General features: G+C 32.6%; 9 protein-coding genes. 3 read left to right on the top strand and 6 right to left on the bottom strand.

What is annotated here, in order from left to right; translation table 11 throughout:
• Positions 1-661 (bottom strand): aminotransferase class I/II-fold pyridoxal phosphate-dependent enzyme (locus A33S_RS11610; RefSeq protein ID WP_037556674.1); only part of this gene is annotated, 661 nt, incomplete at its 3' end.
• A gap of 89 nt (positions 662-750) precedes the next feature.
• A complete protein-coding gene (locus tag A33S_RS0104750) occupies positions 751-1,758 on the bottom strand; it encodes an acyltransferase family protein (protein ID WP_009383724.1) in 1,008 nt (335 codons plus the stop codon).
• Between the two features lie 152 nt (positions 1,759-1,910).
• Here A33S_RS0104750 and A33S_RS0104745 point away from each other — a divergent pair, with 152 nt between their 5' ends.
• The gene (locus A33S_RS0104745; RefSeq protein WP_009383723.1) at positions 1,911-2,321 is read left to right on the top strand and encodes a MarR family transcriptional regulator; all 411 of its coding nucleotides are present in this window, start codon (positions 1,911-1,913) and stop codon (positions 2,319-2,321) included.
• Between the two features lie 70 nt (positions 2,322-2,391).
• Here A33S_RS0104745 and A33S_RS0104740 read toward each other — a convergent pair whose 3' ends face one another.
• From A33S_RS0104740 to A33S_RS0104725, 4 genes are all read right to left on the bottom strand, one after another.
• Entirely contained in the window at positions 2,392-7,908 is a 5,517-nt protein-coding gene (locus A33S_RS0104740) for a glucosaminidase domain-containing protein (protein WP_009383722.1), read from the bottom strand.
• A gap of 208 nt (positions 7,909-8,116) precedes the next feature.
• The gene (locus A33S_RS0104735) at positions 8,117-8,536 is read right to left on the bottom strand and encodes a GNAT family N-acetyltransferase (protein WP_009383721.1); all 420 of its coding nucleotides are present in this window, start codon (positions 8,534-8,536) and stop codon (positions 8,117-8,119) included.
• Between the two features lie 108 nt (positions 8,537-8,644).
• Positions 8,645-9,115 (bottom strand): DUF2538 family protein, encoded by a 471-nt coding sequence (locus A33S_RS0104730; protein WP_009383720.1) that lies wholly within the window; start codon positions 9,113-9,115, stop codon positions 8,645-8,647.
• Positions 9,116-9,152: 37 nt separating this feature from the next.
• Positions 9,153-10,400 carry an LCP family protein gene (locus tag A33S_RS0104725; protein ID WP_009383718.1) on the bottom strand — a complete coding sequence of 416 codons (1,248 nt, stop codon included), beginning with the start codon at positions 10,398-10,400 and terminating at the stop codon, positions 9,153-9,155.
• A 349-nt stretch (positions 10,401-10,749) separates the two neighbouring features.
• Between A33S_RS0104725 and A33S_RS0104720 the strand changes: the two genes are divergently transcribed.
• Together A33S_RS0104720 and A33S_RS0104715 are read left to right on the top strand one after the other, a co-directional pair.
• Positions 10,750-12,387, top strand: a complete 1,638-nt coding sequence (locus tag A33S_RS0104720; protein WP_017176614.1) for a phospho-sugar mutase — start codon at positions 10,750-10,752, stop codon at positions 12,385-12,387.
• A gap of 288 nt (positions 12,388-12,675) precedes the next feature.
• Complete coding sequence (locus A33S_RS0104715; protein ID WP_009383715.1) at positions 12,676-14,610, top strand: asparagine synthetase B family protein; 1,935 nt, start codon at positions 12,676-12,678, stop codon at positions 14,608-14,610.
• Positions 14,611-14,617: the final 7 nt, after the last annotated feature.

Genomic DNA, 14,617 nt, shown 5'->3' with positions numbered 1-14,617 from the left:
TATCTTTAAACTGACCAAACGACGTATGTTGACCTTTAAAGGTATTCTCAGCGTAAATCTCATCGCTTATAATAAATATCTCTAAATGCTTAAGGACATCTACAAGGTTAGCGACTTCCTGTTCCGTTAAGATAACACCCGTAGGATTCGTAGGATAATTTAAAAGTATCGCTTTCGTTTTATCAGACACATGAGACTTTATTGCTTCTGGCGTTACCTTGTAATCCGTTTCTTTAGTATCAATATAAACAGCTACCCCGCCAAGCGTTTGAATGAGAGGGATATACCCAGCATATACAGGGCCAGGCACAATAATCTCATCGCCAGGTTCAATGATACATCGTAATGACGTATCTAAAGCTTCACTCGCGCCGTTAGTAATGATGATTTCTTCTTCAGCGTCATATTCGATGTTATATCGTCTTCTTAGAAAGTTAGCTACGGCTTCGCGAGCTTCAATTAAGCCTTTGTTATGTGAATAAGTTGTTTGATCGCGTTCAATCGCATTTATGTATGCCTCTTTAACGACTTCAGGCATTGGAAAGTCTGGTTGGCCAATCGTCAAATTTACACAATCATCAATATGTTTAATTCTATTAGAGAATTGTCTAATACTAGGTGCTTTTAAAAAGCGAGAATGTTGATTTAGTTCTAATTTCATATCCATTACCCCTTTGTAAAATAAAAACGCGCATGCGATAGTGTCTGTATTTTAACAAGTTACACGTCAACATGCACGTTATTCAGGTATTATGATTTTGGTTTAAAATTAGATGGTGACTTTAAGTTAATGATAGGGTTCGTCCATTTAGCTATAAAGTCAGTAGATAGTAGCCAGACGATAAAAGTAGAAATAGCTATGATATATAGTGTTTCGATAAGTAAGTTATCTGTAAATGGCTTAATTTCAAAGCCTCTTAAGACGCCAACGAAAATGCCGTGTAACAAGTATACATAAAGCGTTCTTGTACCGATATACGTATACCATTTTTTATTTTTAGACATTAAATTTAAGAAGGCGAACATTGAACTAAAGATGATACCGTAAAGAACCAAGCGTTTTAACGGACTCCATATAGCATTCACAACGCTCACATCTTTGTAAGGTGAACTACCAAGTAACCATGACGAGTTGATCGGATGAATCCAGTAAGCTATGAATAATATCGCTAGTACACCAATTGAAGCGGGAAGCCATTTTTTACTTTGTAAGTGTGTAGTTTGAGATTTAGACATTAAGTACCCTACATAAAAGATAGGGAAGAAAACTACAGTTCGCGATACACTTAAGAAGCCATTTATGTCTGTTGAAAACCCAGCAAAAACAGATAAGATAATTGATCCAACTAACACATAAATCGGTTTAAATTGTTTAACTACAATCAAAATGACATTAAAGAAGAATAGTGTAAGTAAAAACCATAGTGCGAATATAGGATCAAATGGATCTAATTCAATTTTGGCATTCTTTCCTGTGAAATAATAATAAATTGAAAAGAATGAAAAGAAAATTACATAAGGTGCTAAAAGTTTTTTACCAACCTTTTCTAAGTAACCTTCTTGGCCTGCCTTTTTAGCAAAATAGCCAGATATAAATAAGAATGTAGGCATGTGAAAACTATAAATAAATAGATAAAGTGTTGTAAGTATTTTGTCACTTTCTAAATGAGGTCTAACAACATGCCCAAAAACTACTAGAAAGATGAGCCATGCTCTGGCGTTATCGAAATAGTAGTCTCTTTTATGATTCTGTGTCATCGGAATACTCCTTGTTTTCTTTTGTATCATAGTTAATTTATTATAAAGCCCTTTAAAATGCAAAGGTTTCACTAATTTAAAGTTTAAGTTGTAAAATGTGTTGAATGATTTTATAATAAATAAAATTATATGTGATTATGGAGACGACAACTATGTATAAACAACTTAATGAAAATTTGATGCATTTCACTGACACCATGATGATTGTAGATAAACGCTTCGGACAACGACTTAATTTGACGCTAGAACAACTTGAATTACTCCGTACACTTTATAAATTCCAGAACCTATCACAGTATGATTTAACTATGCGAATCAATAAGGAACAATCTATTGTTTCAAGATGGATTAAGAAACTTGTTGCTTCAAAATGGATTACCAGCAAACAATCTGAATATGATAAAAGATGTAATATCTTAGCATTAAGTAAGAAAGGGCGCTTTATTGTAGAGCAATTACAAGCAGAAAGACTGATGTATCTTGAGAAGAAATGTGCGCAGCTTACTCAAGAAGATATTTTGAAATTATCGATACTAATTAAAAAAATTAATTATAATGAGTAAAAGGACGTGGGACTTATGAGGAGTCCTACGTCCTTTTACTTAATTAACAATGTTTACTTATTTTGTACGCTTATACGCGATAAAGGTCTACATCGAAATACTTTCCAGTACGACCAATTTGGTCATAGTATTCTTTCATACGTTTCGCATTATGTTCTGCCCATTTAACATCTGTCGCATATTGATGCATACCTGGTGCATGAGGGTTCCATCTCATACGATATAACGTATTTTGGTCTTGCTTCACATAATTATTTGATATGAATTCTGCACCACCGATAATTGCTTTTGAAACAGAATCCCATCCATTTTCTTCAGCAGTTTTTAATCCGAGACGGATTGGATCTTGGTCTTCTGCACCAATGCCATACATATTATAGAACTTCTTAGATTCATCGTTCGTAACGACCTGATTATTTTCATCCACATATCCGCCATTAGCTAGTTCAGATGTCCCTTTACCTGTTTCTAGAAGGGCGTGTGAAATTAAGTAGATTTCATTAATGTGGTGGTCAGTAGCCGCTTGTTTAAAAGCTTGGCCTTGACCCTCTAATACGCCTTGACCTTCAAGCAATTGATTTAACTCCTCAGCTGATAAAAATTGAGTTTTATTTAAGCGTAAAAACTGATATCTTTGGGCTTCATCTTGCTTAAGTTGTGTTGTATCCATCCTAGGAATGATGTCTTCCTCAGAAGCATCTTCCCAATCACGACCACTTTCGTGTAGTTGAGGTGGTGGATTTAATTGCGTTTGCGTATTGTATGCTTCATCTAATGAATAAGGTGAGTAATAAATATTTTCTAAGTCTAGTTTAAGATCCTTAGCTTTAATCCATACTTTAGTACCATCAGCTAAAGCACCGTGATACCATACTTCGCCGTTAAATGTTGCTTTTTCGAATACAGCGAATAGTGTTAAATGGTGGTCCTTTAAACTACCAGCAGGTGTTTTATCACCTAAGTTCTTAAAGAAATAACCCCATTGGTTTGTTATAACATAATCTTCTTCGTAAGGTGTTTTAGGATTTGAAGTAGAATCCGTACCTGTTACACCTTGAGAATTACTATTAGCTACACCGTACGCGTTAGTATCAGGCACTTCTGTTAAGTCTTTATCAGCCATCCAACCTAATTTTTGGTTAACATGTCCGTAATGATATTTATCATTATTAACGTTAACTGATTTTGAAGACTTGAACTGCGGTGAATCAACGTTTTGTAAACGATCAATTTGTTGTTTCTTAGAACCTGATGGTACAGAATATAAACCACTGTTATTTGGTTTAACGTGGTACGTTTTTTGTTGTCTTGTTTCAGGTGATACGTCTTTAAGTTCTAAATCTTCACCTTTACACCAACCAATAGGTGTTTTCTTTAAGTTATCTTGTAGTAAGAAATATTGTTCGCCATTTTTAACTTTTGTTTTACGCACAGTATATGTCTTATCTAAATGTTTATCTGCACTTGAACCACTTTTATGATGAACCGATGGCTTAACTCCAGAATTTAGTGCTTTGATTTGTCCTACTTTATTTACATTATAAGATTTATTCTCTTCCATCGTTTCTGGTTGTATAGTAGGTGCAGTGTTGTCTTGTGTTTCAGGCATAGTATTTAGTGAAGGTTGGCTGCCTTTATGATTAGTAGTTTTATCCGTTTTATAATCATTAAATGATGTAACAATACTTGGTTTAACTTCATTTTGGTGTTTAACCTTATAATCATCTTTTGTTGTCTTGTTATCGAAGTGAGAAGGTTTAATATCTGATTTAGAGATCACAGTGTCTTTATTAGATGACTTATTTACGTCGTGAGCTTTTTGTTTATCATCTTTTTTAGAGTCTTCATAAGCTTGTTTATGATTATCTTTGTCTAATTTCTTAGGTTGATCTAAATGTGTCGCACCAAGAGACGCTTGGTCAGAAAAGTCTTCTTTAAGATTACTTAATGATGCAACCTTAGGGGAACCTTCTTTTAGTACATGACCATTTACCCATCCTTTATGTTTGCCTACAGTACCATAATAATATGTCTCATCTTTAACATTTACCTTCTTAGAAGATTTGAATTGACTCGAAGAATCGCCACTAATTTTAGCTACTTTTTGACCTAATGAAGCCCATGGAACACTATATACTGTTGCATTTGATTTAAAGTTAAATGTTTTGTTAATGGATACAGGTTTACTCATGTCACGAGCATTCACATCATCTTGTAAAATCCAACCCTTAGCTGCATTCGTATTATAATCATTCATTAGGTAAAAATTACGTTTGTTATAGCTAGCTTTCTTAGATAATTTAAAACTTTTGCTCTTTAAAGAATCCTTTTTAGTACCAGTTTGGTCATAAATTGAATCATAAACACCTTTATAATCGCTATTAATTTTACCCATACCATTATAATCGGACATAGTTATGCCAGTGTCTGTAAGGTGGCTTTCATCAACCCAACCTGTTTCACCATCAACATTTCCGTATACGAATACTGAGTCATTAACTTGTTGTTGTTTAGATGCTTGGAAAGTATGATCTGGGTTAGCATAACCACGAATTTGTTTAGATGAACCCCAAGGTGTAGTATATAACTTTTCGCCAGGTCTTATTTTATAAACTTTGTTATTAGTAGTAGCTGCCTTAGTGTTAGAGTACTGCACATGTTCAGCTTTAGCCCAACCTAAAGTGTTCTTTTTATTATAATCAGACATTAAATAATAATCTTGACCGTTAAGATTAGCTTTCTTCTTAATGCTATAAGTGTTGTCTGTTTTACCTTGTCTTGAAGTATTTTTATCATATACAGAAGTATACAAGCCATTCGAATTTAAGCGACCTAATCCATTAACTTTATCTACGTGCAACCCCGTTTGTTGTCCTTCTGGAATAGCAGGGGAGGCTTGACCAGTTTTAACAGCATATTTTTCATTAATCAAATCATAAAGCTCATCATAACTATAGCCTCTTGAACGTAAGTAACCATGAGGGTCTGTGTGGTCTGTACCACCTAAGTATCTTGAAATGGCATCATGCGTCCAAACTGTACCTTGACCATCGTATTCGGCACTATCGGGTTTTAGACCATAATATTGTAGATTAGTAGCTGCATAATCAGCAAAGTTATTCATTTGTTTAGCAAAACGATCTTTACCATGTTCGTGAACAAGTTCAATAGAGATGTAACGTTGGTTTGCTGTAGGGCCAGCTCCCCATGATAAATAATCCGTATAAGAAGTTTCAACAATGCGCTCACCATCAATATAACCATGAACAAATGCTGAATTGTAATTATTCTTCATGTAATCAACTTCATTTTGTAATGTTGAATTATCATTAGCAGTATCATGAACAATAATGCCTTCAGGACGACCTACACCATTTCGATACGGATATTTAGGTAAGTATGGCGCAATGTCTTGTTCATAAGTCGGCGCTTTAAACTTATTTGTACGAATGTAGTTATTGATATCAGATTTAACCTGTGGTTTATAAGCAGGTAGCGTACTGTTATTTGCTGAGATACCACCAGTATTCTGATTTCGTTCATTATTATAAGTACTTATTGAACGAGTTGAACGCGTGCGTGATTCAGGACGTGCTTGTTGCTCAGAGACACGAGTCTCATTGTTAGCATTATTACCTTGGCGTGACGTTACTTGAGTATTGTCGTTTGCATAAGTATTTTGAACATTTTCTTGTTGATCATCGAAAGCTAATGAACGAGATCTAGGATTTAAATCTGAAGCTTGTTGATCTTTACTTGTTTCATGAGTTTCATTTGCATCTTGTTCAGATTGAGTTTGTTTATTAATGTTGTGGTATTTTTCACGTTCACTGTTGAATTGATTAGATTGGTCACTTGAATCATGGTTATCACTTAAGCTACGTGTTTCGTTTTGTTTCGTATTTTCTGAATTAGAGTGATTAAGCTTATCTTTTTGGTCATTTTTATCTAACTGATCATTGTAATTAGTTTGTTCCTCGTTAACTAAATCTTTATTCGACTTAGTTTCAGAAGCATTCAAGTTAGTATCATCTTTTAAATTATTATTAGCTTCATGATTATGTGTTGAAAGTTGCTCCACTTGATTATTATGAGATTGAACATTTTCTGGTTGCTCATCTAAAGGAGTAGAATTAGCTACTTTCTCATCACGTGTTTGAGAAACGTCTTCTTCTTTGCTCTCATCTATTTCATGCCCTGTGTTATCTAAATGAACGTCTTGTTCTTGGTTGTATAATGATTTTTCAGGTTGATTTTTATTAGACTCTTGGTTACTAAAATTATGATTCGTTTTTAGCTGTTCTTGTTTATATAATTCATTGTTTAGACCATTATTGTCATTTTGTTCTGATACCTCTTCGTCAACTTGGTGCATGTTGTTATTAGAAACATCATCAGTTGCCACACGATTTCCATCTAGAGCATCTTCGTCATTATTTTGAGTACGTTGATCAGACGTTGATTTAGAATCCTTATCCTCTTGTGAATTTGAATCAGATGTGATTACACCTTCTTGAAGAGATACATCCTCATTAATATCTTCTGAGAAATTAGAATTATGTTGTGAATGTGGGTTAGCTTCGTTTGATGCATTTTGGTTCTCTTCATTATAGTTCTGTGCTTGTTGGCGACTTTGTTGTAGGTCTTCCGTGCTAGATGTATTGTATGTTTCATCCTTCGAATCATTAGTAGGTTCACTATTATGACTAGAATCTTGTTGCCCGATTGACGTGTCCGTTAAGCTTTGAGCATTATCAGTATTATCTGAACTTTCGCCTTGCATAGATGGGTCTTTTTCTTCATTTAAATTAGTGTCTTGGTAATATGTTTCTGTTTTAGAATTCTGAGCGTCATTTTGAGTGAAAGCATTGTCATCATATGTTTCTTTAGACGCTTGGTTCGTTTGACCCTGAGCGTATTTATTTTCAGTTTGTAATGAGTATACGTCTGATTTTAAAGACGTGTCCCTATTAGTTTCTGTCTGTTGTACATCACTTTTCGCATCTTTTTGCTCGAAATTTTGGTTACTTGGTGATGCTGATTCATTTCCTTGATATGTATAATCATTAGATGTTGATGTTTGATCTTGAGTTTTAGCGTCCTGATCATCATTTTCTAATGAGTTTTGATTTGTTGATTCAGTTGTTTCTTGAGATTTGTCTGGTGTTTGTTGACTTGTTTGACTCGTTTCATTTAAAGTTTGCGTCGCTTGAGATGATGCTTGCGTAGTTTCATGTTGTTGTTTAGTAGTTTGATTAACATCATCTGAAACGTTACTAGGAGTTTCATTATTTAATTCGTCTAATTTTGCATCATATGTTTTTGGAGTCTCAGTTTCTTGAGAGATTTGGTTAGGGTCTTGATATGCTTGCGTACCTGAAATCTTCATAGACTCTTTGTTAGGAGACTCTTGTGTTGATTGACTTTGGTTGTTTAAAGATTGATCATCACTAACAGACTTGTTAGGTACGTCATTTGTATCTTTAACTTCATCCGCTTTAACAGTATTGTGCTGAGTTGTAAATGCAACACCTGCTAAAGATAGTGCCAAAATTGAAGGTGTTTTGTAATGTATTTTTTTAGACATAAACTTCTCCTTTTGAAACTTTATTTATTTTGTCCCAATTATAATACTTTGGAAATCAGAAGAAACTACTTTAATTATATTGTAATATAATTTTAATAATGGGTTTTAACAATCTTTACATATTTACGTTATTGCGAAAAGCTAATTATCAAATTGTTTATTTAATTGTAAATACTTTTTTTATAATAATATTTGTATGACTTTATTGTTATGCTTCCTTTACCATTGCATAGTGTGAAATCCCAGCGTCTTTAAATACGTCACCATATTTGTAATAGCCTAAACTTTCATAGAACGGGATTGCTTGAGTTTGCGCATTTAGATAGAATTTTGTTTTGTTATTAGACTTTGCTTGATATTCAATATAATCCAATACTTTTTTCCCCAAACCCAATTTACGGTGAGATTTAATCACAGCAACACGTTCTATCTTGATGCCATCTTTATATTCGCGAAATCTGCCTGTTGCGATTGGACAACCATATTCAGTTAAAAGCACATGCGTTGCTTCGTCTTCATATTGATCTATCTCTAAAGAAGGGGGCACACCTTGCTCATCTACAAAGACTTGTTTACGTATTTCGAAACAATGATTTAAAGCTTCTTTAGTATCTGCGATTTTAAGCATAAAACCACTTCCCTTTAATTTTATTGCCATGCATTATACCCGATAATCATATATAGATAAAGAAAAAACTCCACCCTTATAAATCAAGAGAGGAGTATTAAAAATATATTATTGAGCATCTTTACGTACTAAAGCAGTATATTGCCAAAAAATTTTCATTTGAGCAATATTCCAATTATTCATACCCATCGTAAATCCAGATGGCTTGAAGATTTGAACATCTGATGTTTCAAGTGCCGCAGCAACTAAATACTGTAAAGGCACACTTAAATTTTTCATAGTATCGGTCAAACCATTCTCATCATAAACCCATGAAAACGGTAGGGGTGACTTAAAAATATCGACACTATTGAATATTTCTGGGAGCGCAACAATATAACACGCTCCATCAAGAACAGGATTATGTTCACTATCTGTATAATATACTCGTAAGGCTTCATAATTTTCTCGATGCGCGTGGTTTACATAGAAGAAATCCTTTCTAAAATGAGCCATATCCTTACTATGAATAATTTGTTGTTCAAGAATGTTAAACATGCCATTCATCTTTTCAAGTTTATTATAAGTTGATTTAGACATTTAAGTAATTCCTTTCTTACCTAACTTTAGCAATATCTCATGATGACACACTTGATGACTGATTATTAGAATTGTCGGGCACCTGATTATATTCGCCTGATGGTTGGTCGCTTGTGGAGGATTGAGGTACTTCATGAGTTGATGACGTGTCTTCCGATGACTGGTTAGTTGGTTCTTCTGAAGACTTTGCATCTTGCGTTTTAACGTCTTTATTAGATTTATCTTCAGGTTTCTTCTTTTTTTGCTTCTCATTTAATAGTTCATCATCGATAGGTGTTTTTGCAACTATATTACCATAATGGTCCATGACACGTTTATTAAGGAATTCATCTTGATCCTTGATTTCTTTCATCTCTAGATCTTTACGTAACTTATTAGAATACTTTTCTAAACTTTCCATAGTAGGTTTGTAATAATAAACATCATTTAATGTTTCATCTTTGCCTTTAAGTTGTTCCGTTTTAATATCCATGCCACTTGTTAAATATTTAGAAGCAATACCTTGTATTTCAGCCGAGCTTAAATTATGTTTAGCATTGTCGCCAACAATTTGTATTACTTCATCTAATTTATTAATTGAATTAGTACTTTGAGCTTTTTCGAATAACTTCTTCAAGATGTCCATTTGGCGTTGACCACGTTTTAAGTCTGAATCATGACGTCTAGTACGTGCTACTGCTAATGCTTCCTCGCCGTCTAATTTTTGGTGACCTTTCTTTAATTTAATACGTCCTTTATCAAGCTTATTCGGTTCATTTAAATCATAAGGAACATCGTAGTATATACCACCTAATTCATCTACGGTGTCAACAAAAGCCTTCATGTTAATACGTACATAATAATCAACCGGAACATTAAGTGTCGCTTCGACAGAGTCCATAGAAGCTTCTGGACCGGCATATGCGTGAGCGTGTGTAATTTTGTCATATTCACCAATTTGAGGTATGTAACTTACAGTATCTCTCGGTATGTTTAGCATTCTAATCTGAGATTTTTTAGGATTAAGGGTCGATAAAATCATTGAATCCGTTCTCGCATGATCAGAGCTTTGTCCTGCTTCGCGTCTAGACTTACTATCATCAATTCCTAGAAATAATATAGAAATCGGTTCTTTAGCGGCATATACTTTTGATTCGCGCAAGTCAGATTGTCGAGAATTATCGCCACTAAATGAATTTTTAATAGCACCTGTGGAAGAGTTATAAATAATAAAACCAAATATCACAGGAACTACTAATAGTAATAATGCTAGTAAAATCAAAAAAGATTTAAATAACTTATTCATAAAGGAACTCCTCTTAAATTTATTTTTAAGAATGTGTAAGAAGGATGAAATACTATCATTATATAAAAAATTTTAACAAACCATGCAAAAAATTATAAACATTATGTATCTTATTTAACGTGCATGATAAATAAGGGTTTGTAGATTAAAAATTACCCTTATCTTTAAACTTTAAATCGTCAGTTAAGAAAGGTAATTATTAGATGTAGTTGGTAGAAACATATATAATTAACCTGTGAGAAAATCAAAGTTTGATTTCCTATAAGAAGCATAATTAAATAATTTATACATAATAGTATATATCATGAATACCATAGTAATAAAGACATTAATTGAGAGGAGCTTTAAAGTGAAATCAAATTGGGAAGCACGAATTAATGAATGTTTAGTCCAATCATTTGTAGATAAGCAATCTGAAACAGAAATCGAACAGGGCTTTAATGAAACTCTTTCTTTCGGTACTGCTGGCATACGTAATACTTTTGGTATAGGTCCAGGTAGACTTAACAAGTTTACAGTACAAAAAGTTGCTTTAGGGTTAGCTAACTATTTAAATGATAAAAAAGCTAACAACAAGGTTGTTATTCACTTCGATACAAGACATTTATCTAAAACGTTTGGTATGGAGATTGCTAAAGTTTTAGCTACTGAAAACATTACAGTTAAAATTGATGCGGAATACAAAACAACGCCAGAGTTATCTTTTGCTGTTCGATATGAACAAGCTGATGCAGGGGTTATGATAACGGCAAGTCACAATCCGAGTAATTATAACGGTATTAAAGTATATGGTCCAGATGGCGGACAGTTGTTAGTAGAACCATCTAAAGAGCTAAGTCAATATATTGATGAAATTGATCCGTTATCGGTTAAAGTGAAAGACTTTGAAACCTTAAAAAATGAAGAGAAAATCATGTTCTTCGACAGTAAGGTAACACAGTCTTACAAAGAAAAAATCCAACACTTAGTAGGTAGCATTCCAGATACTGAAATGAAAACTGTATTAACGAGTTTACATGGAACAAGTTTGCCTCTGCTAGCTGAGATTTTAACTGATTTAAACTATACGAATTATATAATTGAACAAGATCAATCTATGCCAGATGGTGATTTTCCTACAGTAGAGATTGCTAACCCTGAAGATGAAAAAGTTTTTGATCTATCAAAAAAATGTGCTATTGAAAATGAAGCGGATTTACTTATAGCCACTGACCCTGACGCTGATAGGCTAGGAATAGTTGAACGTTATGAAAACGGTTCCTTTAGATATTTTAACGGTAATGAAATAGGATTGTTATTAATGAAGTTACGTTATGATACGTTACTTGAAATAAGCAACCCTTATATTATAAAATCCGTTGTTACAGGTACATTGAGTGATCGTTTAGCCAAAGATTTGAATATTAAGGTCATTGATGTGCTAACAGGTTTCAAATACATTTCACAAATTCTTAAAAACAAAGAAAGTGATGACGATCATCTCGTTTTAGCTTATGAGGAAAGTCACGGATATTTAGCACAAGACTTCGCTCGAGATAAAGACGCAATTCAAATTGTCCCGTTATTAATCAAATATAAAGCACAATTAAAAGAAGAACATCTAACTTTAGGCGATGTAATGGATAATATATATAAAACCTATGGTTATGTGATGGATAAAACGGTTTCACCGAAATTTGAAGGTCTTAAAGGCAAAGATAAAATCAACCAAATCATGGATAAAATTAGAAAACACGTTCCTGACGAAATTTGCGGTTTAAAAGTACTGGCAATTGAAGATTATTTAACTCGCAAAATTAACTTTAAAGACGGTTCAGTAGAGAATATTTCTTTACCTGAAACGAATTTAATTCGATTAATATTTAATGAAGGATTTATTGCACTTAGACCATCGGGTACAGAGCCTAAAATTAAGATTTATTTCTCATTAGAAGTTGAAAATTTTAATGAAATAGTGGATGAGTTTTTAGTGAATTATATAAAGTAATTTAAGAGTTTACTTTTATTCTATTGAGTGAGTATTTTGTTACAAATAGCAAAATCTCACTCTTTTTTTATGATATTAATAAATTAGTAATTATATAATATAATCAAATCAGATAATCATATTAAGTAAATAAAAATGTATTTAAGAAATAATATAAATGTTGCTTAACAACTATATTTACAAATCAAATAATGGTATGTAATATTGAAATGTAAGATACCTAAAGTAATTGAAATATGAATGAAACAATTTTATTGATATATCAATAAATGTTTTAGGAGGAATTCAATGAAAAAAACACTGAGGTTATACCCTAATGGGTTTTTGCTTTTAAAAGACAATCAAGACTTAAAAAGTATACCGGATACTTTTAAACGTTTAGATTTACTTAATGATTATTATTTCTATTTTGAAGGAAAAGGCAGGGTTCAATACCTCGTCAGTGAAACAAGATTTATTATCATTAGCGGACATCACTCATATGTGGGGCAGAATGAGATAAATGATACTTCTGAACTTTTGAACAAATTACTCGATGCTTTTTATGTGGAACATGATACTTTTTTAAATATGATTGATTTTCTAGGCGGTCGATACGCTATTATCATTGGTGATAACGAAGAAGTGTACGTTTATCAGGATGCTTCAGGCGTTCGAACTGTGTATTTTACAGAAGAACACGACGCTATAGCATCACATTTACATTTATTAGTAGATCAATTCGATTTAAATAGAGAAAATGACAAACAACAATTAAGCAATCAAACCTTCACATTAAATAATTCCAAATATGCCAAATTGAAAAAATTGTTGCCAAATCATTATTTGAAATTTTCAAACAAATCAATTCATAGATTTTTCCCTCGTACGCAAAATAAATATAAAGAGTGGAGTGAAGATGCACGTTTTGATTTGGTGAAAACGTTATGGGAAGCTCAAACAGAAGATTATTTGAACCAATATAAGAAATTAATATTATCGCTAACAGGTGGAAATGATAGTCGAGTTTTACTAGCAATGTCAAAAAAATTTACTGATCAAATCGAGTATTTTACTTATACCATTAAACGAAATAAAAATAATTCATTTTTTGAAAAGACAGCTAAGTTAGATGAAAAACTAGTTAAGCAAATCACTTCTGATTTTAATATTAACCATCAATTTTTAGTTATAGATAGTGATCTTAAACTTAAGCAAGATGAACACAATGTATTGGATCGTAATAGTGCTAGATCACACGGTAGGAGATTAATTCCTTATTACAATCAATCATTCCCAGAGACAGATTTGTTACATGTGCGAGGGAATTTATTAGAGACTGGTAGAGCATATTATTATGACGATAAACCTCGAATGGAAACGCTCATTAACAAAGTAGTTTTTGATTTACGTAAACGAGATAAATCTATAACCCGTAGCTTTGCACAAGACCTAATTTTAAATCAGTTGAAAGATTTAGGCTATGATAAATCAATCAACGGCTATGATCAACGTGATTTATTATATTGGGAATGGAGAATGGGCAACTGGTTTAGCGAAGTCGTAAATGAAACAGATTCAGCATTTGAAACATTTTTACCTTATAATCTGCGTGCAATAATAGATATTTCGCTCTCGTTTCCATTAGAAAAACGCTATAGCAATTATTTCTTCAATGAACTAATTCAACGTAATTTTCCTACCCTAAACTTTTATGGGAAGAATGTGGATAAAAATTTATATGAACAATATATAAAAGATAATCCTAAAAAATTAGAAAATTCTATAATTAAAAACTTTAAAGTTTTTAATATGGATCACAAGCTTGTTTATAATAAAGCCTCTGTAAAAAACCAATTTTATTTACCTACTCAGTTTCTCGAAAAGGGGAATTATGCCGAGGCAACCATACGTCCATTAAAACAACACGGTTTAATGTACATAAAATTATTAAGTAAATATTTATCATCTAATGGGGTTAATTATTTAAAATATGAAATTTTGAAAAATGATAAGCCTATGCTTTCAGAAGATATAGCTCATTGGGACAAACCAAATCATATAAATATTTATAATTTAACACAAAAAGATATCATAAAAATTCGGATAACGGCTCTGAGAAATTGCAAAAGAATATCTTGGCAAAAAGCCTCTATGATAACTATTTTAGAAAAGAAGGAAATCGAAGATAATAGACAATTTAACAAAGAAATAAGTTTTACAAGTCCATTTTCAAATTATTAAATGAGCG

It is taken from the genome of Staphylococcus massiliensis CCUG 55927, assembly GCF_000298075.1.
Taxonomy (GTDB): domain Bacteria; phylum Bacillota; class Bacilli; order Staphylococcales; family Staphylococcaceae; genus Staphylococcus; species Staphylococcus massiliensis.
The sequence above is the reverse complement of the archived record's forward strand: the minus strand, read 5'-3'. Positions and strand labels throughout refer to the sequence as shown.